Here is a 17,874-nt window from a genome sequence, read left to right on the forward strand (position 1 = left end):
CGGAGAGAGGAAGAAAAGTATCAGACAGGATTGGTGCCAAAGACAGCGCGAAAAAGGGCCAAAAACGGCGTGAACTCACAGGTATCAGCAACCGATTCACGTGGACCGGTACTGACAATTCTGAAAAGGAAACAGGCGTGAAAAAACTGGGAGTCACGCAAAAGTCACGCACATGAAAAAGGCCAATGCTGCGAACATTGGCCTAAGTCATTGAATAATATGGTCGGGACGGAGTGATTCGAACACTCGACCCCTAGCACCCCATGCTAGTGCGCTACCGGACTGCGCTACGCCCCGACTAGGCGTGAAACTGTTCTTCACTTCGAAGAACGCTCAAGAATGTATCGCAAGCGTTTGAAAAATGGAAGTATTCAAACGAATGATTTTATTTCTTGAGGACAATCAGCACATCTTCCAACTCGGCAATCATCTGCCGGATCATCTGTTTGTACTGGGTGGTGTCATCTTTGGCTTCATCGCCGGACAGGCGCAGGCGTGCGCCGCCGATGGTGAAACCCTGATCGTAAAGAAGTGCGCGGATCTGCCGGATCATCAGCACGTCCTGGCGCTGATAATACCGGCGGTTTCCGCGTCGTTTGACGGGGTTGAGTTGAGGAAACTCCTGCTCCCAGTAGCGCAGCACGTGTGGTTTTACCGCACACAGCTCGCTGACTTCACCAATGGTGAAGTAGCGTTTGCCCGGGATGACGGGTAGTTCGTCGTTATGACTTGGTTCCAGCATAAGCCTCAACTCGGGCCTTCAACTTCTGCCCTGGACGAAAGGTGACCACACGGCGAGCCGTGATCGGGATTTCTTCACCCGTTTTCGGATTGCGGCCAGGCCGCTGGCGTTTGTCCCGAAGGTCGAAATTGCCGAAACCGGACAATTTGACTTGTTCGTTGTCTTCGAGCGCGTGCCTGATTTCTTCAAAAAACAGTTCGACCAATTCCTTGGCTTCCCGTTTGTTCAGGCCCAGCTCTTCATACAGACGTTCCGCCATCTCAGCTTTCGTCAAAGCCCCCATACGTCACTTCCTTAACGTGGCGTTCAACCTTTGTTCGAGCGAGGTGAGGATATTTTGCGTTGCGGTATTCACCTCATCGTCATTAAGAGTGCGCGATGGATGCTGCCAGGTCAAGCCAACTGCGAGGCTTTTTCTATCAGGATCAATGCCTTTACCCTGATACACGTCAAATAGCCTGAGGTCTGTCAGCCATTCGCCTGCATTTTCACGGATTACGTCCAGTACAGCCGCAGCAGCGACGTCCTGGTGCGCGATCAATGCCAGGTCACGACGCACTTCAGGAAAGCGCGATAACTCGCGGAATTCAGGCATTTTGCCGGTTGCCACTTCCGCCAGAACCAACTCGAACACGAATACCGGACGATCAAGGCCCAGGGTTTTCGACAATTCAGGGTGAATCGCGCCAATGAAGCCGACCAGGCGACCCTCGCGCTCAATGCGCGCAGTCTGCCCTGGATGCAACGCAGGGTGCTTGCCCGGCACGAACGTGAACGAATCCAGCGCCCCGGCAAAACCCAACACCGCTTCCACATCGGCTTTGACGTCGAAGAAATCCACGACATCGCGACCTTGTGCCCAGCCTTCCGGCAAGCGGCTGCCGCAAACGACGCCCGCCAGCATCGACTCCTGCTTCAAGCCGTCGAGCTGACCGACGAAGCGCAGGCCGCTCTCGAACAGGCGCACACGGTCCTGCTGACGGTTCAGGTTGTGCTGAAGCGCCTTGACCAAGCCTGGCCACAGGGACGAACGCATCGCGGCCATGTCGTTGGAAATCGGGTTGGCGAGCAACAGCGGCTCCACGCCCGGACTGAACAACTCGAATTGTTTCGGATCGATGAAGCTGTAAGTGATTGCTTCCTGATAACCACGAGCCACCAGCAGGCGACGCAGCTCAGGCAGGTCGCTACGCGCTTCGGCCTTGGCTTGAGGAGCCAGGCGAGCCTGCGGGTAACGAACCGGCAGGCGGTTGTAGCCGTACAGGCGCGCCAGCTCTTCGATCAGGTCAACTTCAAGGCTGATGTCGAAGCGATGGCTTGGCACGTCTACACGCCACTGCCCTGCCCCTTCGGCGGTAATGGTCAGGTCCAGGCCAGTGAGCTGGCTCTCGACCTCGGCCGAATCCATTTCCATGCCCAGCATCTGGGTGATGCGAGGCGCACGCAGGGTGATCGGTGCGATCGACGGCAGGTGCTGTTCGCTGACGGTCTCGATAATCGGACCCGCTTCGCCACCCGTGATCTCCAGCAGCAGGCCGGTGGCGCGCTCCATGGCTTCACGGGCCAGTTTCCAGTCCACGCCACGCTCATAGCGGTGCGAGGCGTCGGTGTGCAGGCCATAGGAACGGGCCTTGCCGGCCACGGCGATCTGATCGAAGAACGCACTTTCCAGGAAAATGTCGCGGGTGGTCGCGGTGTTGACGCCACTGTGCTCGCCACCCATGACGCCGGCAATGGCCAAGGCGCGGGTGTGGTCGGCAATCACCAGCGTATCGCTACGCAGGCTGACTTCCTGGCCGTCGAGCAATACCAGCTTCTCGCCTTCTTCGGCCATACGTACGCGGATGCCGCCATTGATTTCGGCGAGATCAAATGCGTGCAGCGGTTGACCCAATTCGAGCATCACGTAGTTGGTGATGTCGACGGCAGCGTCGATGCTGCGTACGTCGGCACGACGCAGACGCTCGACCATCCACAGCGGCGTAGGCTTGGACAGGTCGACATTACGGATGACACGACCCAGGTAACGCGGGCAAGCGGCTGGCGCGAGCACTTCAACCGAACGCACTTCGTCGTGCACGGCAGGAACGCTGGCAACCACGGGGCGATTGACCTTGGCCGCATACAGCGCACCGACTTCACGGGCCAGACCCGCCAGGGACAGGCAGTCACCACGGTTAGGAGTCAGGTCGACCTCGATGCTGGCATCGTTCAGGTTCAGGTACTCACGGATGTCCTGACCCACCGGTGCATCGACCGGCAGTTCCATCAGGCCATCGTTACCTTCACCGACTTGCAGCTCAGCCTGGGAGCACAGCATGCCGTTGGACTCGACGCCACGCAGCTTGGCTTTCTTGATCTTGAAGTCGCCCGGCAGCTCGGCACCGATCATGGCGAACGGGATTTTCAGGCCCGGACGCACGTTCGGCGCACCGCAGACGACCTGGAAAGTTTCCGAGCCATTGCTGACCTGGCAAACACGCAACTTGTCAGCGTCAGGGTGCTGTTCGGTGCTCAGCACCTCGCCTACCACCACGCCACTGAATTCGCCGGCCGCCGGGGTCACGCTATCGACCTCGAGACCGGCCATCGACAGACGAGCAACCAGCTCGTCGCGACTTACCTGCGGGCTAACCCAGCCGCGCAGCCATTGTTCACTGAATTTCATCCTGCTCTCCTAAGAATTCATTACGACTAGCGAAATTGCGCGAGGAACCGCAAGTCGTTGTCGAAGAACAGACGCAAGTCGTTCACGCCGTAACGCAGCATGGCCAGACGCTCCACGCCCATGCCGAAGGCAAAGCCGGAGAACTCTTCCGGGTCGATGCCGGACATGCGCAGCACGTTCGGATGGACCATGCCGCAGCCCATGACTTCCAGCCAGCCCGTCTGCTTGCAGACGCGGCAGCCTTTGCCGCTGCACATCACGCACTCCATATCCACTTCAGCCGATGGCTCGGTGAACGGGAAATACGAAGGGCGGAAACGCACGGCCAGCTCTTTCTCGAAGAACACACGCAGGAATTCTTCAATGGTGCCTTTGAGGTCGGCGAAGTTGATGTCGCGATCAACCAGCAGCCCTTCGACCTGGTGGAACATCGGCGAGTGGGTGATATCGGAGTCGCTGCGATACACGCGGCCTGGGCAGACGATGCGGATCGGCGGCTGTTTCGATTCCATGGTGCGGACCTGTACCGGCGAGGTGTGGGTGCGCAGCAACATGTTGGCATTGAAATAGAAGGTGTCATGCATCGACCGGGCCGGGTGATGGCCGGGGATGTTGAGCGCTTCGAAGTTGTGGTAATCGTCTTCGACCTCAGGGCCTTCGGCGATGCCGTAGCCGATGCGGGTGAAGAATTGTTCTACACGTTCCAGAGTGCGGGTCACCGGATGCAAGCCACCCGAGGTCTGGCCACGGCCAGGCAGGGTCACGTCAATGGACTCGGCAGACAGTTTGGCGGCCAGCTCGGCCTCTTCAAACATTGCCTTGCGAGCATTGAGAACCTCTGTAACACGCTCCTTGGCAACGTTGATCAGGGCGCCGACTTGTGGACGCTCCTCTGGCGGCAGATTCCCCAGGGTCTTCATCACCTGAGTCAATTCACCTTTTTTGCCAAGGTAGTGAACCCGGATTTGCTCCAGGGCATTGATGTCTTCAGCGCTTTGCACAGCCTCTAGAGCTTGCGAGACGAGCGCATCCAGGTTTTCCATGTACAGACTCCAGATACAAAATAGGGGAAGAGCTTGAAGGCTCTTCCCCTATTTATGACGTTTAACACCTGGCCCCACTGAGGTGAGGCCGGGTGACTGTCGGGGGTACTTAAGCCAAGGTGGCTTTAGCTTTCTCGACAATCGCAGCAAACGCCGCTTTTTCGTTCACTGCCAGATCAGCCAGAACCTTACGGTCGATCTCGATGGACGCTTTTTTCAGGCCGGCGATGAAACGGCTGTAGGACAGACCGTTGATACGAGCACCAGCGTTGATACGAGCGATCCACAGAGCGCGGAACTGACGTTTTTTCTGACGACGGTCACGGTAGGCGTATTGGCCTGCCTTGATTACCGCTTGCTTGGCAACACGGAATACGCGGGAGCGAGCGCCGTAGTAGCCTTTAGCAAGTTTCAGAATTTTTTTGTGACGTTTACGGGCAATGACGCCACGCTTTACACGAGCCATGAGTTACTTCCTCTATTCTTGACTAAAATTAACGAAGGCGCAGCATGCGCTCGACTTTTGCCACGTCGGACGGATGCAGCAAGCTGCTACCGCGCAGTTGACGCTTACGCTTGGTCGACATTTTAGTCAGGATGTGGCTCTTGAAAGCGTGCTTGTGCTTGATACCGTTCGCAGTTTTCAGAAACCGCTTAGCAGCACCACTTTTGGTTTTCATCTTTGGCATGTTCGGATACTCCGCATTCAGTTGATAAACATAATCAGAAGGCCTGCCGTGCCCTGTTGATTACTTCTTCTTTTTTCGGGGCGATGACCATGATCAGCTGGCGTCCTTCCATCTTAGGATGCTGTTCGACCGAACCGTATTCGAGCAAGTCACCTTCAACTCGCTTGAGCAGTTCCATCCCCAGCTCCTGGTGGGCCATCTCACGGCCGCGGAATCGCAAGGATACCTTGGCCCTGTCCCCGTCACTCAGGAAACGTACCAGGTTGCGCAGTTTTACCTGGTAATCCCCTTCCTCCGTCCCTGGACGAAACTTGATTTCTTTAACCTGAATCTGCTTCTGGTTTTTCTTGGCCGCGGCAACCTGCTTCTTCTTTTCGAAGATCGATTTGCCGTAGTCCATCAGTTTGCAAACAGGGGGTACTGCATCGGCGGAAATTTCCACCAAATCCAGCTTGGCCTCTTCAGCCTTAAGAAGCGCGTCTTCAATTGACACAATCCCAAGCTGTTCACCTTCAGCCCCAATTAACCGAACCTCGCGTGCCGAGATATTCTCGTTGATCGGGGCTTTCGGTGCAGCTCGTTTATCTTGTCTCATTTCACGCTTAATAATAATTACTCCGAATCTGGGCGACCACGCCGGGAAACCGCTTGCGCGAGGAACTCGGCGAACTGGGCGACGGGCATCGAGCCCAGGTCAGCACCTTCACGAGTACGCACAGCGACAGTCTGCGTCTCAACTTCCTTATCCCCGATAACCAGAAGATAGGGAACCTTGAGCAACGTATGCTCGCGGATTTTAAAGCCGATCTTTTCATTTCTCAAGTCAGACTTGGCACGAAACCCGCTTTCGTTGAGAGTTTTTTCCACTTGGCTGACAAAATCTGCCTGTTTATCAGTGATATTCATCACTACAGCCTGGGTCGGAGCGAGCCACGCAGGGAATGCTCCCTCGTAGTGCTCGATCAATATTCCGACGAAGCGTTCGAACGATCCGAGGATCGCCCGGTGCAGCATAACTGGATGCTTGCGACTGTTGTCTTCGGAGACAAATTCAGCGCCCAGACGCACAGGCAGGTTAAAATCGAGCTGCAGGGTACCACACTGCCACACACGGCCAAGGCAATCTTTCAGCGAGAACTCGATCTTCGGACCGTAGAAAGCGCCCTCTCCCGGCTGCAGATCGTACGGCAGGCCCGCACTGTCCAGCGCTGCGGCCAATGCAGCTTCGGCGCGATCCCACAGCTCGTCGGATCCGACGCGCTTTTCCGGACGAGTGGACAGCTTCATCTCGATGTCTTTAAAGCCGAAGTCGGCATAGACATCCATGGTCAGCTTGATGAATGCAGCGGATTCGGCCTGCATCTGCTCTTCGGTGCAGAAGATGTGGGCGTCGTCCTGGGTGAATGCACGCACACGCATGATGCCGTGCAGCGCACCCGATGGCTCGTTACGGTGGCAGGCACCGAATTCGGCCAGTCGCATCGGCAGCTCGCGGTAGCTCTTCAGGCCCTGATTGAACACTTGCACGTGGCAAGGGCAATTCATTGGCTTGATGGCGTAGTCGCGGCTTTCCGACTCAGTGGTGAACATGTTGTCGGCGTAGTTGGCCCAGTGCCCGGATTTCTCCCACAGGCTGCGATCAACCACCTGAGGTGTCTTGATCTCCAGGTAACCGTTATCGCGCTGAACCTTGCGCATGTACTGCTCGAGCACCTGATACAGGGTCCAACCGTTCGGATGCCAGAACACCATGCCAGGCGCTTCTTCCTGGGTGTGGAACAGGCCCAGGCGCTTGCCGATCTTGCGGTGATCGCGCTTTTCAGCTTCTTCGATGCGCTGGATATAAGCCGCCAGTTGCTTCTTGTCCGCCCACGCCGTGCCATAAACGCGCTGCAATTGCTCGTTCTTGGCATCGCCGCGCCAGTAGGCGCCGGACAGCTTGGTCAGTTTGAAGGACTTCAGGAAGCGGGTGTTCGGTACGTGCGGACCGCGACACATGTCGACGTATTCTTCGTGATAGTACAGGCCCATGGCCTGCTCGTTCGGCATGTCCTCGACCAGGCGCAGCTTGTAGTCTTCGCCGCGGGCCTTGAACACTTCGATCACTTCGGCGCGCGGAGTGACTTTCTTGATCACGTCGTAATCTTTCTCGATCAGCTGCTGCATGCGCTGTTCGATGGCAGCCATGTCGTCCGGCGTAAATGGACGCTCGAAGGCGATGTCGTAATAGAAGCCTTCATCAATGACCGGCCCGATGACCATCTTGGCAGTCGGGTACAGCTGCTTGACCGCATGGCCAACCAGGTGCGCGCAAGAGTGGCGAATGATCTCCAGCCCCTCTTCATCCTTTGGCGTAATGATTTGCAGCGTGGAATCACTGTCGATGGTATCGCTGGCATCGACCAGCTTGCCGTTGACCTTGCCGGCCAGGGTGGCCTTGGCCAGGCCTGCACCGATGGATGCGGCAACCTCGGCTACGGAAACCGGGTGATCGAATGAACGTTGACTGCCGTCGGGAAGAGTAATAGTTGGCATGGCGCCTCCTCTCCTAGTGGTGACCCCTACCAAAGGTCACGTGGGTTGGGATGAGCCAGTACAAGATCCAGTCCCGGCCATTCAATGACGAACGCCTGCCTTACAGCGGCAGGAGCCTTGCGGCCAACCGGAAAAACCGAACCAGAGTGACTGGGATTCAAATCAGGGTTATTCGGACATCTGCCGCCAACGGGACGGGAGGTCCTGCGCAGCCTGCAAACACCCGAGCCGGGCATGCTAGCACAGATGAACGGTTGTCGCGGGCCTGGGTTTTACGTCGGGGCAAATCAGCCATTTTGTGCCAGAGTGCTGAACTTGAACCCTGTTAACCCCTCAGATAAAAAGACATCGACCCAAAAGGAGCATCTCAGCATGCGTCTGAATCGTTTATTCGCAGTCGTCGCCCCCATCGTCCTCCTGTTGCCGCTGACGGCCCATGCGGACTGGCCGAAGGGCGAACGCGAGAAGTACATGGCCCAGTGCACCGAAGCGGCCACCCCGCAGATCGGCGCGGCGGCCGCCAAGGCGCACTGCGCTTGTGGCGCGGATGCCATCAAGTCCTACCCGGCCAGCGACCTTCAGGCGCTGATGGACAATAAGGCCAGTGATGCTCTGAAACAGAAAGCGCTGACCCAGATTTCGGCGTGCAAGGCTGATAACAAGGCCAAAAAATAAAGCGAAAAACCGGCTGCGAAGGCCGCAACTGTCGTTGAAAAGGCCGCAAATGGCGTTTTTTTCAACAATTCATGTAGGTTTTACAGCTTTTTTTATCGTCTTTACTTTCACCTGAAAGCCTTTTAAATCGGGGCTTCCAGGCTTATCAGGCAACAAAGAAAGTGTGACTGCGCGGCAAACAGCACCTGCGGGGGCTCCCAAAGCGAACATTTCGACTATGATACCCGGGTGTGCCCAGTTGGCCTGAGCAACACAGTACTACTGAAAATATATGTTTCTTGGAGATACACCATGTCTAATCGCCAAACCGGCACCGTTAAATGGTTCAACGATGAAAAAGGCTTCGGCTTCATCACTCCTCAAGGTGGCGGTGACGACCTGTTCGTACACTTCAAAGCTATCGAAAGCGACGGTTTCAAAAGCCTGAAAGAAGGCCAAACCGTTTCCTTCGTGGCTGAGAAAGGCCAAAAGGGTATGCAAGCTGCACAAGTTCGCCCAGAGTAATTTCCAGGCGCACTAAAAAAACCCCGTCCATGTGACGGGGTTTTTTATGGGTGATGAAAAAGCGGGTGCGGTGTCAGCCGCAATTGACGCGATTGACGACCAGGCTGTTATCGGTGCTCAGGTTCAGGCGATCGGAGCGGTACTCCAGGGTCACCATATCGTTGGGCTTGAGGATTCGGGCGTTTTGCGCGCCTGCGCGAACGCGTGCCTGCTCCAGCAGCTCAGGCGAAGCCTTCTTGCCAATTGCGAACTCGGCCGCCGTTGCTTCGCAGCGACTATGACCGGTGTCGGTCGCCGCAACAGGGTCCGTGGCCGAGTCGGTGGATGTATTGCTGCAACCAGCCAGCAGGCTAGCGGCCAGCAAAGTACCCAATGACGCGAGCTTCCAAGGCATGAAGCCTCCTTTATTCAATTGATTGAGCTGAGATCGTGCGACCGCCAATCCGGCGTTTGGTTTCACCAGGTGCCAGCACCTTGCTTTCGATCCGGTCGATCGACAAGTTTGCCTGAGCCAATCCCGTCGTTCACTTCTCAATCGTGACCGGATATGAATGGCGCTTAATAGATATCGATGTAATCGAAGGGTGGCTTCGGCCAGTTGTCTTTCAATGCGTTGAAAATCTGCGTGACCCAGACATCATCACTGGCTGCAACCCGGCCCACGTATCCGGAGCCCTTGGCCCAGGTCTCGAGGCGAAACAGCAGGCCATCGATGTCGGTGCCGCCCACGACACCCGAAGAAATGTAGGCAATGCCGCCCTTGGTTACCCGCAACTGCGTATGCTCATCATCGCTGGCACTGGCCAGCAATTGGCGCACGGCCTCCAGGGTCAGGCCGTCATTCAAATCGATCTGCACAACACGGTCCTTGAAAAATCATCAATGAGGCAGTGTGGCACAGCCCTGCCCTCATGCCTAAGTCGGAGTGCCAAACAAGCGGCAAAATGATTAACTTCATGCAGACTTCACCCCATTCACGAGCGCCATCATGACCACCGTAAACATAGACGCCGACATCAAGGCCAAATGGCCGCTGGGCCACAGTTCGTATAGCCCGGGCAGCCCGGAGGAACTGGCGATCATCAGTGTCGACTTGCTGGTCAAGGAACTGGGAACCGAGGCCGCGCAATCCTTCATCGCACAAGTATTCGAGAAATACCCGGCGGGCTACCAGGGCGCTGAAATCAACGAAAGGGAGTAAACCCGCAGGCCGTCGCCTGCGGGTTTTGGCTTACTTCAGGCGAGCCAGACGCTCGGTCAGCAGGTCAAAAAAGCCCTGGGCATCACCGCTCTCAACCCAGAAAGCATTCTTTGGCGCCTTCAGGCCGTCGTACCAGTCAACAATGGTCTGGCCGAAGGTCGGGCCTTCGCGGCTGTCGATCACCACATTGACCGAACGACCGCTGAACAACTCAGGCTTGAGCAGATAGGCGATGACGGTAGCGTCATGCACCGGCCCACCCGTCAGACCGTAGTGCTCCATATCGGCCTTGATGTATTCATTGAGAATATCGCTCACCAGCCTGCTGGCATTGTTGTTCAGTGCGGCGATCTGCTTAAGGCGCTCTTCACTGGTCAAAATCTTGTGCGTCACGTCCAGCGGCAGATAGGTCAGTTTGACGCCGCTTTTGAGCACAACCTCTGCAGCCTGCGGATCAGCGAACAGATTGAACTCAGCCACCGGGGTAATGTTGCCGCCGTTGAAGTGCGCGCCGCCCATGATCACCACCTCCCTGATGCCCTGAACGATCTCCGGCGCCTGGATCAGTGCCAGGGCCAGATTGGTCTGAGGCCCCAGCATGGCGATGGTGATGCTATGGGGCTTGGCCGTTTTCAGGGTATCGATCAGGTAATCAACGGCATTGCCCTGCGCCAGCCCCTTCCCAGGCTCATGCACGGTGACGCCCGACATGCCTTCCTTGCCGTGAATGTTGTCCGCATAAATCGGAGTGCGCATCAGTGGTTTTGGCGCGCCAGCATACACCGGCACTTCCTCGCGCCCTGCCCATTCACGAGCCAGCCGCGCATTACGCGAGGTCTTGTCCAGGCGCACATTGCCAGCGACGGTGGTCAACGCACGGATGTTCAACTCTTGCGGTGATGCCAGGGCAAACAGCAAGGCCACGACGTCGTCGGCACCGGGATCGGTGTCGATGATCAGGTCGATCTTTTGTGCCCCGTGGGCGCTCGTTGCGGATATCAGGGACAAAAGCAGCAGGCTCCGAAGCAGCAGTTTCTGGACATTGCGGTACATGGTGCACTCCTTGTGCAGGGGGAAAGATCAAGCAACTTAAAAGGTAACCCCGGCCGCCAGAACAATGTTGCAGTACGGCTGGCATTCGCCGGTGCGCACAATCGCCCTCGCCTGTCGGCTCAAGACCTTGAACTGCTCATGGCTGAGCAACTCGCGCTGGCCCAGCGCACCTTCGGCATGCAGTCTGTCCAGCGCAACCAGAGCGGATGGTTGCTTATCCAGGATCTCCCGGGCGAGTACATGGCGCTCGACCTGCATTTCGCTGAGCACGACGCTCAAGGTGCTGACGAAATCAGGAATACCCTGGGTCAGGGCCAGGTCGATCAACTCGACACCCGGCGGCACTGGCAGTCCGGCATCGCCGATCACGACCAGGTCGCCATGCCCCAGGGATGCAATCAGCCGCGACAAGGCGACGTTGAGTAGCGGTGTTTTTTTCATGCTGTGGCCTGCACTTCAGACAGATCGGGAATCGAGGGTTGCGCCCCCGCGCGGGTGACCGACAGTGCAGCGGCAGCCTGACCGAAGTGGATGGCCTCGCGTTCACTTTTGCCGCCGGCCAGTGCAGCGGCAAAACCACCGACGAAGGTGTCGCCTGCGGCCGTGGTGTCCACCGCTTTCACCTTCGGCGCGACAAAGTGCTCGAAGCGTTGGCCGTCGGCAAACAGTGAGCCTTGCGCGCCGAGCGTGATGATGACCTTGCCCGCCCCCATGGCGATCAGCCGCGTTGCCGCCGTTTCGGCGGTTGCCAGTGAGTCCACCGGCAACCCTGTCAAGGTCGATGCTTCGCTCTCGTTGGGAATCAGGTAATCAATGGCCGCATACCAGTTCGCCGGCAGCGCCCGACTGGCCGGTGCCGGATTGAGAATCACCGTTTTGCCCAGCGCCCGGCCGCGCTTGAGCGCGTACCCGACGGTGGCATCCGGCACTTCCAGCTGACAGATGATCACGTCCGCCGCTTGCAGCACCGCGTCGAACTGATCGATCAACGCCGGCGTCAGCGCACCATTGGCGCCAGCCACGATGACGATAGCGTTCTGACTGTTGTCATCGACCACAATCAGCGCCACACCACTGGAGCCATCAACGGTGCTGACGGCCTGACAATCGATGCCGTCGGCTAACAACGCCCCGCGCAGCACCTCTCCATAGGCATCGCTCCCCACGCAACCGACCATCGATACCTGCGCACCCAACCGTGCCGCAGCCACTGCCTGGTTGGCACCCTTGCCACCGGAAATCGTGGTAAACGACTCACCGATCAGCGTCTCGCCGCCCCGGGGCAGGCGCGAAGCACGAGTCACCAGGTCCATGTTCAGGCTGCCTATCACCACTACTTTTGCTGGCATACATCGCTACTCAAAGTTTCAACGCAATTGCGCGAACAGACCGGCCAGGGGCGCAGTCGATTCACGCAAGACAATACTCGGCGTCACGATCCGTTGATCGATAGCCGTTTCCGGTTTGGCGATCCTGCGCAACAGCACACCGGCCGCCATCTCGCCCAATTGCAGAATCGATTGGCCCACGGTGGTCAGCGCCGGATAGACATAGCGGCTCATCTGGATATCGTCGAAGCCGATCACCGACAGTTCGCTCGGCACGCGAATGTTGCGCTCGGCGGCGGCTCGCAGGACACCGAAGCCGATCATGTCGTTACCGGCAAAAATCGCCGTGGGCGGGTTGTTTTCCAGCAGGGTTGCGGCAGCACCGTAACCGCCAGTGCTGGTGAAGTCGCTTTGCAGCACACGCTCGTGAACCACTTCGACGCCCGCCTCCTGCAAGGCACGGCAATAACCTGCCAGACGCATCTGCGCGACGCTGGTGTCCGCCGGACCACCGATCATGGCGATGTCGCGATGCCCCAACTCCAAAAGGTGTCGGGTCGCCAGATATGCGCCGTATTCATGGTCGATGCGTACCAGGTCGGCACTCACGCCTTGCAGCCCACGGTCGACGATGACCATCGGCGTACGCACGCCCGCCAGCCCTTCGGCGAAACCGGCATCCCCACCGGCGGAGGCCACGATCAGCCCGTCGATGCGTTTTTCCAGCAGTACGCGAAGGTAGCTGCGCTGCTTGTCCGGGTTGTCGTCGGAGTTGCACAGGATCACGCAATAGCCATTGCGCTCGCAGTAATCTTCGATACCGCGCGCCAGCTCGGCGAAGTACGGGTTGAGGCTGTTCGGCACCAACAGGCCGATGGTGGCCGTGGTCTTGGCTTTCAATGAGCGGGCCACCGCACTGGGCACGTAGTCGAGGCTTTTGATCGCCGCCTCGACCTTGACCCGTACTTCTTCACTGACCGGACGCGTCTTGTTTACCACGTGGGAAACGGTGGTATAGGAAATCCCTGCAAGGGCTGCCACATCTTTGATGGTTGCCATGGCTCAGGTCCGCCGACTTGCGCGTTGACTGCGGTAGGTGTCCAGCACCACCGCCACGACGATCACCGCACCGGTAATGATGCGCTTGGTCGGCTCGGTCGCGCCAATCTGCGCCAGGCCAGCCGCCAGTACGGAAATGATCAACACCCCGAAAAACGTGCTGATCACCGAGCCGCGCCCGCCCATCAGGCTGGTGCCACCGATCACCACCGCTGCGATCACTTGCAGCTCCAGGCCGGAACCGGCATTCGGGTCCGCTGCCTCCAGCCGCGAAATCTGGAACAACGCAGCGATCCCGGCCAGCAACCCCATCAGGCTGAAGACGAGGATCTTGTAGGGCTTGGGATTGATCCCGGCCAGACGCACCGCTTCCTCATTGGTTCCGATACCGATCAGGTAACGCCCGAACACGGTGCGGGTCAATACGGCTTGCGCCACGAAGATGATCAACAAGGCAATAATAAATGACGGTGAAATACCGAACGCGATCGGATTGGACAGCCACGCAAAGGCGTCGCCGATATAGGCGGTGCGCGAACCGGTCATCTGATACGCGACGCCTCGCGCCATTTCCAGGACACCCAGGGAAACGATGAACGACGGAATACGCCAGGCCACAGTGATCGAACCCGTTATGGTCCCGGCCAATGCCGCGGCCGCCATGCCCAGCAGTGCCGCCGGCAGCACGCTCCAGCCCCAGCCAAGAATGGCCACGCTGACAGTCGATGCCGCCAGCGCCAACACCGAACCCACAGACAGATCAATGCCGCCGATGATCAACACAAACGTCATGCCGACCGCCAGCACCATCAAGTCCGGGATCTGGTTGGCCAGGGTGCTGAAGGTGTCATACGACAGGAAATGGCTGCTGAGGATCGAGAACAGCACGATCATCGCCAGCAAGGCACCGGCCAGCCCCAGATAAGTGCCCAGACCGTAGAAGTTGCCGCTACGTTTACCGCCAGGCGTTGCAGTTTTCATGGGAGATCCCTAGGCGTTGCTTCGTTGAGCAACGCATCACGTTTTTGGTAACCGGCAAAAGCGGCAGCAAGCAAATCATCCTGGGTCCAGCTGTCGCGCTCGAATGTCTCGATCAGACGCCCCGCCGACAGCACGCCAATGCGGTCGCAGATCAACATCAGTTCGCGCAGGTCGCTGGACACCACCACCAGCGCCTTGCCCTGACGGGTCAGCTCACCGAGCAGTGCATAAATGTCGAATTTGGCGCCTACGTCGATGCCGCGTGTGGGCTCGTCGAACAGCAACACCGAACAGTCGCGCTCCAGCCAGCGACCGATCACGACTTTTTGCTGGTTCCCGCCGGACAGCTCCGATACCGTTTGCGTCGGGCTGGAACTGCGGATGCGCATGGCGTCGACCTGGCGCTGGGCCAAGGACAACTCATCTGCGTTGTTGACGACCCCCGCCCTGGAAATTTCCGCCATGTTGCCCAGGGCAATGTTGGCGCTGATCGATTGCGTCAACAGCAAGCCTTCACCTTTGCGGTCTTCGGTAATCAAGGCGATACCGTGCGCAACGGCATCCGCTGGCGAGCGAATAGTCGCGACCCGCGCCGGCGAACCCAGCGCAACCGTGCCGCTGTCCGGGACATCGGCACCAAAAATCAGGCGCAGCAACTCGGTGCGCCCTGCCCCGATCAGTCCGGATATGCCGAAGATCTCGCCGGCACGCACTTCGAAGGACACGTCGCGCACCTTGTCGGCACGACTCAGGCCCGTGACCGTCAACGCTGGCGCGCCAATCTTGCGCGGCCCCATGTCGATGTGTTCGCCCAGTTCACGCCCAACCATCAGGGTGACCAGTTGTTCGCTGGTGTAGTTGGCCATCGGCTCGACACACACCAGATTGCCGTCGCGCAGCACCGCAATGCGCTGCGCCACCCGCGCCAGCTCTTCAAGACGATGGGAGATGTAGATGATCGACACGCCACGCGCTTGCAAACGGGTGATCTGCTCGAAGAGCATTTCCACTTCGCGAGCGGTGAGCATCGCGGTCGGCTCGTCGAGGATCAGCACCCGGCAATCACCAATCAGATTGCGGGCAATCTCGACCATTTGCTGATGACCGATACCCAACTCGCCAACCAGGGTGTCCGGATCGATTGCGTCCAGCCCGACCTGAGCCATGGCTTCGATCGCTGCCTTGCGCAGTTGCTTGCGACTGATCCAACCTGCATTGCTCGGCAGATTGTCGAGGAACAGGTTTTCCGCCACGGACAGGGTCGGCAGCAGATTGAGCTCCTGCATGACCATGCGGATGCCCAGCTCTTCCGCTTGGGTACGGCTGCCAGGACGATAATCCTGACCCTGGAATTGCATCTGGCCAGTGGTCGGCGTGACCAGCCCGCCGATGATCTTCGACAGCGTGCTTTTGCCGGCGCCGTTCTCGCCGGTCAGCGCCAAGACCTCGCCACGCATCAACGTCAGGTCGATGCCGGTGAGGACAGGTTGCGCATACGTCTTGCCGATACCGCTGACCGAGAGGACAGCGTTCGGTGCGGAAACTGACATAAGAATCTCCATGCGCTCGCCCGGACGGGCGAGCACCATTGTGCCGCCAGAAGGACTACTTGGTTACCAGCTCGACCGGCGTTTCGATGACGCCGTTGGCGCCGCTGTCGACCTTTTCACCCTTGATGATCTTCAGCGCCGTTTCGATGCCGAACACCGCCTGCTTGGCGGCGTATTGGTCCGCCGTGGCGAGGACGCGACCGTCCTTGAGCATCGGTTTGATCGCATTGATGTTGTCGTACCCGACCACTTGCACCTTGCCGGCCTTGCCCGCCGCCCGCACCGCGGACACCGCGCCGACGGCCATGCTGTCGTTGCCAGCCAGCAGCGCCTTGATGTTCGGGTATTCACTGAGCATGGAGGCGGCAACCTGGTTGCCCTTGTTGATTTCCCAATCACCGGATTGCAGGGACACGACCTTGATTTGCGCCGCCTCCATTGCATCCTTGAAGCCTGCGGTGCGGGCCTGGGCGTTGGTGGTAGTGGACACGCCTTCGATGATGCCGACTTCGTCACCGGCCTTCAGTTGTTTGGCCAGGTATTCGCCCACCAGGCGTGCGCCCTTGCGATTGTCCGGGCCTACGAACGGAACGCTGATATTTTTGCTTTTGACCACAGCAGGGTCGAGCTGGTTATCGATGTTGACCACTGTGATGCCGGCATCCACGGCCTTCTTGATCACTGGCACCATGGCTTTGGAGTCAGCCGGGGCGATCACCAGTGCATTGACCTTGGAAACAATCATCTGCTCGACGATACGGATCTGGTTGGCGGTGTCCGTTTCGTCCTTGATGCCGTTGGAAATCAGTTCGAAATCGCCGGAGTGTTCTTTCTGGTAGGCTTTGGCGCCATCTTCCATGGTCAGGAAGAATTCATTGGCCAGGGATTTCATGACCAGCGCGACTTTGGGCTTTTCAGGGGATTCGGCGAAAGCCGAGGAGACAGGCAGCGCGGCGGATGCGGCAGCCAGCATAGCGACAGCAAGAAGACGTCCAGCGAATGGCAGCTTCATGGGTTCACTCCGATCTTATGATTATTCTGAGCAACGCTTGCGCTGGTGTAAGCTTCACCGCCAGCGCCAGGGAATAAGCGATCGACGGAGTCCCGCAAACGTTTGCGAAGACCGAACTATGCGAACCTTGTAGTCATTTGTCAACGACCCTGAGAGTTGCGTTCGTAGCGACAACCTATGAAACCCACGCCGTGGTGGTGCTGGAACCTTTGCTCATTCCCTTGAACAGCGGCCGGCATCTTACATGCGAACCTTGTAGTCATTTGTCAACGACCCTGAGAGCTACACTCGCTCTGAACACCACGCAACCTAAGCCGTGGTGCTGACGATGTTGCCCGTACTGGAACCCTTTGCCATTTCCTTGACCAGGCTGGCCGTCACTTGCAGCAGTGCGCTGCTGGTGTCGGCGATTTGTCCCTGAATCGACATCACGACTGCCTGCTTCGCTTCCGGCGTGGGGTAAGGAGCGGCCTGCGCTGCTGCCAATTGTTGCTGTTGCTCTCGCAGTTGCTGTTGCAGCTCGCGCATGCGCTTGAGCAACGTCTTCACCGCGACACTCTGGTCACTCCCGCTGTCGCTATCGGCTTTTTTATTCTCGGTAAGTGGGCCGCCACCGGTTCGCACTTGAGTGACATCCCCCTCCTCGTCCTTACCCAGGGCCAAGGCGGAGGTCCCTGAAGTCGATTCGCTCAGGGCGTCGATCGTGGCTGTGGATTTACCGCCGATGGTGATTGCGCTCGGATGGGGAAAGCCAATCGAAAGGGACATGGGAACTCCTGGAAAAAAATCCTTTGAAGGGCATCGACCTGAGTACGGAATTCTTTAGCGACGCTC

21 protein-coding genes and 1 tRNA gene are annotated in these 17,874 nt (G+C 58.2%); 3 read left to right on the forward strand and 19 right to left on the reverse strand.

Going from position 1 to position 17,874, the window contains the following annotated elements; translation table 11 throughout:
* Positions 1 to 220: 220 nt before the first annotated feature.
* The 9 genes from AB4N33_RS11980 to thrS form a co-directional block, all read right to left on the reverse strand.
* A tRNA-Pro gene (locus tag AB4N33_RS11980) sits at positions 221 to 297 on the reverse strand.
* 88 nt (positions 298 to 385) lie between these two features.
* The gene (locus AB4N33_RS11985; RefSeq protein WP_093218077.1) at positions 386 to 742 is read right to left on the reverse strand and encodes a MerR family transcriptional regulator; all 357 of its coding nucleotides are present in this window, start codon (positions 740 to 742) and stop codon (positions 386 to 388) included.
* Positions 723 to 1,025, reverse strand: coding sequence for an integration host factor subunit alpha (ihfA, locus tag AB4N33_RS11990; RefSeq protein WP_002553164.1), 303 nt, complete (start codon positions 1,023 to 1,025; stop codon positions 723 to 725). The genes AB4N33_RS11985 and ihfA overlap by 20 nt, the downstream gene beginning before the upstream one ends.
* A gap of 3 nt (positions 1,026 to 1,028) precedes the next feature.
* On the reverse strand, positions 1,029 to 3,410 hold the full coding sequence (gene pheT, locus AB4N33_RS11995) for a phenylalanine--tRNA ligase subunit beta (protein ID WP_476457413.1): 2,382 nt from the start codon (positions 3,408 to 3,410) through the stop codon (positions 1,029 to 1,031).
* Positions 3,411 to 3,436: 26 nt separating this feature from the next.
* Entirely contained in the window at positions 3,437 to 4,453 is a 1,017-nt protein-coding gene (gene pheS / locus AB4N33_RS12000) for a phenylalanine--tRNA ligase subunit alpha (RefSeq protein WP_476457414.1), read from the reverse strand.
* Between the two features lie 109 nt (positions 4,454 to 4,562).
* Complete coding sequence (rplT, locus tag AB4N33_RS12005) at positions 4,563 to 4,919, reverse strand: 50S ribosomal protein L20 (protein WP_007905879.1); 357 nt, start codon at positions 4,917 to 4,919, stop codon at positions 4,563 to 4,565.
* Between the two features lie 28 nt (positions 4,920 to 4,947).
* Positions 4,948 to 5,142 carry a 50S ribosomal protein L35 gene (gene rpmI / locus AB4N33_RS12010; RefSeq protein WP_002553160.1) on the reverse strand — a complete coding sequence of 65 codons (195 nt, stop codon included), beginning with the start codon at positions 5,140 to 5,142 and terminating at the stop codon, positions 4,948 to 4,950.
* A gap of 34 nt (positions 5,143 to 5,176) precedes the next feature.
* The gene (gene infC, locus AB4N33_RS12015; RefSeq protein ID WP_476458813.1) at positions 5,177 to 5,755 is read right to left on the reverse strand and encodes a translation initiation factor IF-3; all 579 of its coding nucleotides are present in this window, start codon (positions 5,753 to 5,755) and stop codon (positions 5,177 to 5,179) included.
* Entirely contained in the window at positions 5,755 to 7,677 is a 1,923-nt protein-coding gene (thrS, locus tag AB4N33_RS12020; protein WP_460139714.1) for a threonine--tRNA ligase, read from the reverse strand. The genes infC and thrS overlap by 1 nt, the downstream gene beginning before the upstream one ends.
* A gap of 372 nt (positions 7,678 to 8,049) precedes the next feature.
* Here thrS and AB4N33_RS12025 point away from each other — a divergent pair, with 372 nt between their 5' ends.
* Together AB4N33_RS12025 and AB4N33_RS12030 are read left to right on the forward strand one after the other, a co-directional pair.
* Positions 8,050 to 8,352 (forward strand): hypothetical protein, encoded by a 303-nt coding sequence (locus tag AB4N33_RS12025; RefSeq protein WP_460116658.1) that lies wholly within the window; start codon positions 8,050 to 8,052, stop codon positions 8,350 to 8,352.
* A 291-nt stretch (positions 8,353 to 8,643) separates the two neighbouring features.
* Positions 8,644 to 8,856: a cold-shock protein gene (locus tag AB4N33_RS12030; RefSeq protein ID WP_003179963.1), complete on the forward strand. Its 213-nt coding sequence runs from the start codon at positions 8,644 to 8,646 to the stop codon at positions 8,854 to 8,856.
* 73 nt (positions 8,857 to 8,929) lie between these two features.
* Here AB4N33_RS12030 and AB4N33_RS12035 read toward each other — a convergent pair whose 3' ends face one another.
* Together AB4N33_RS12035 and AB4N33_RS12040 are read right to left on the reverse strand one after the other, a co-directional pair.
* Entirely contained in the window at positions 8,930 to 9,250 is a 321-nt protein-coding gene (locus tag AB4N33_RS12035) for an I78 family peptidase inhibitor (protein WP_460139715.1), read from the reverse strand.
* Between the two features lie 164 nt (positions 9,251 to 9,414).
* Complete coding sequence (locus AB4N33_RS12040; protein ID WP_476457415.1) at positions 9,415 to 9,714, reverse strand: hypothetical protein; 300 nt, start codon at positions 9,712 to 9,714, stop codon at positions 9,415 to 9,417.
* A gap of 130 nt (positions 9,715 to 9,844) precedes the next feature.
* Between AB4N33_RS12040 and AB4N33_RS12045 the strand changes: the two genes are divergently transcribed.
* A complete protein-coding gene (locus AB4N33_RS12045; RefSeq protein ID WP_460116663.1) occupies positions 9,845 to 10,057 on the forward strand; it encodes a hypothetical protein in 213 nt (70 codons plus the stop codon).
* A 30-nt stretch (positions 10,058 to 10,087) separates the two neighbouring features.
* Here AB4N33_RS12045 and AB4N33_RS12050 read toward each other — a convergent pair whose 3' ends face one another.
* From AB4N33_RS12050 to AB4N33_RS12085, 8 genes are all read right to left on the reverse strand, one after another.
* On the reverse strand, positions 10,088 to 11,110 hold the full coding sequence (locus tag AB4N33_RS12050) for a nucleoside hydrolase (RefSeq protein ID WP_476457416.1): 1,023 nt from the start codon (positions 11,108 to 11,110) through the stop codon (positions 10,088 to 10,090).
* A 36-nt stretch (positions 11,111 to 11,146) separates the two neighbouring features.
* Positions 11,147 to 11,551 carry a D-ribose pyranase gene (rbsD, locus tag AB4N33_RS12055; RefSeq protein WP_460116666.1) on the reverse strand — a complete coding sequence of 135 codons (405 nt, stop codon included), beginning with the start codon at positions 11,549 to 11,551 and terminating at the stop codon, positions 11,147 to 11,149.
* A complete protein-coding gene (gene rbsK / locus AB4N33_RS12060; protein ID WP_476457417.1) occupies positions 11,548 to 12,459 on the reverse strand; it encodes a ribokinase in 912 nt (303 codons plus the stop codon). Before rbsK ends, rbsD begins: the two co-directional genes overlap by 4 nt.
* 18 nt (positions 12,460 to 12,477) lie before the next feature.
* Positions 12,478 to 13,497, reverse strand: coding sequence for a LacI family DNA-binding transcriptional regulator (locus AB4N33_RS12065; RefSeq protein ID WP_476457418.1), 1,020 nt, complete (start codon positions 13,495 to 13,497; stop codon positions 12,478 to 12,480).
* 3 nt (positions 13,498 to 13,500) lie between these two features.
* A complete protein-coding gene (locus AB4N33_RS12070) occupies positions 13,501 to 14,478 on the reverse strand; it encodes an ABC transporter permease (RefSeq protein WP_460116671.1) in 978 nt (325 codons plus the stop codon).
* The gene (locus AB4N33_RS12075) at positions 14,475 to 16,028 is read right to left on the reverse strand and encodes a sugar ABC transporter ATP-binding protein (RefSeq protein WP_476457419.1); all 1,554 of its coding nucleotides are present in this window, start codon (positions 16,026 to 16,028) and stop codon (positions 14,475 to 14,477) included. Before AB4N33_RS12075 ends, AB4N33_RS12070 begins: the two co-directional genes overlap by 4 nt.
* Positions 16,029 to 16,083: 55 nt before the next feature.
* Positions 16,084 to 17,040, reverse strand: a complete 957-nt coding sequence (locus AB4N33_RS12080) for a sugar ABC transporter substrate-binding protein (protein ID WP_460116674.1) — start codon at positions 17,038 to 17,040, stop codon at positions 16,084 to 16,086.
* Between the two features lie 309 nt (positions 17,041 to 17,349).
* Positions 17,350 to 17,808, reverse strand: coding sequence for a hypothetical protein (locus AB4N33_RS12085; protein WP_460139720.1), 459 nt, complete (start codon positions 17,806 to 17,808; stop codon positions 17,350 to 17,352).
* Between the last annotated feature and the right edge of the window lie 66 nt (positions 17,809 to 17,874).

It is taken from the genome of Pseudomonas sp. S1_E05, from assembly GCF_056337105.1.

Coding starts and splice junctions, on each gene's coding strand:
- AB4N33_RS12085 (WP_460139720.1), bottom strand. CDS start 17,808: ATGTCCCTTTCGATTGGCTTTCCCCATCCGAGCGCAATCACCATCGGC.
- AB4N33_RS11985 (WP_093218077.1), bottom strand. CDS start 742: ATGCTGGAACCAAGTCATAACGACGAACTACCCGTCATCCCGGGCAAA.
- AB4N33_RS12050 (WP_476457416.1), bottom strand. CDS start 11,110: ATGTACCGCAATGTCCAGAAACTGCTGCTTCGGAGCCTGCTGCTTTTG.
- AB4N33_RS12030 (WP_003179963.1), top strand. CDS start 8,644: ATGTCTAATCGCCAAACCGGCACCGTTAAATGGTTCAACGATGAAAAA.
- AB4N33_RS12035 (WP_460139715.1), bottom strand. CDS start 9,250: ATGCCTTGGAAGCTCGCGTCATTGGGTACTTTGCTGGCCGCTAGCCTG.
- pheT (WP_476457413.1), bottom strand. CDS start 3,410: ATGAAATTCAGTGAACAATGGCTGCGCGGCTGGGTTAGCCCGCAGGTA.
- rbsD (WP_460116666.1), bottom strand. CDS start 11,551: ATGAAAAAAACACCGCTACTCAACGTCGCCTTGTCGCGGCTGATTGCA.
- rbsK (WP_476457417.1), bottom strand. CDS start 12,459: ATGCCAGCAAAAGTAGTGGTGATAGGCAGCCTGAACATGGACCTGGTG.
- AB4N33_RS12025 (WP_460116658.1), top strand. CDS start 8,050: ATGCGTCTGAATCGTTTATTCGCAGTCGTCGCCCCCATCGTCCTCCTG.
- AB4N33_RS12070 (WP_460116671.1), bottom strand. CDS start 14,478: ATGAAAACTGCAACGCCTGGCGGTAAACGTAGCGGCAACTTCTACGGT.
- rpmI (WP_002553160.1), bottom strand. CDS start 5,142: ATGCCAAAGATGAAAACCAAAAGTGGTGCTGCTAAGCGGTTTCTGAAA.
- AB4N33_RS12080 (WP_460116674.1), bottom strand. CDS start 17,040: ATGAAGCTGCCATTCGCTGGACGTCTTCTTGCTGTCGCTATGCTGGCT.
- AB4N33_RS12065 (WP_476457418.1), bottom strand. CDS start 13,497: ATGGCAACCATCAAAGATGTGGCAGCCCTTGCAGGGATTTCCTATACC.
- ihfA (WP_002553164.1), bottom strand. CDS start 1,025: ATGGGGGCTTTGACGAAAGCTGAGATGGCGGAACGTCTGTATGAAGAG.
- AB4N33_RS12045 (WP_460116663.1), top strand. CDS start 9,845: ATGACCACCGTAAACATAGACGCCGACATCAAGGCCAAATGGCCGCTG.
- AB4N33_RS12075 (WP_476457419.1), bottom strand. CDS start 16,028: ATGTCAGTTTCCGCACCGAACGCTGTCCTCTCGGTCAGCGGTATCGGC.
- thrS (WP_460139714.1), bottom strand. CDS start 7,677: ATGCCAACTATTACTCTTCCCGACGGCAGTCAACGTTCATTCGATCAC.
- rplT (WP_007905879.1), bottom strand. CDS start 4,919: ATGGCTCGTGTAAAGCGTGGCGTCATTGCCCGTAAACGTCACAAAAAA.
- pheS (WP_476457414.1), bottom strand. CDS start 4,453: ATGGAAAACCTGGATGCGCTCGTCTCGCAAGCTCTAGAGGCTGTGCAA.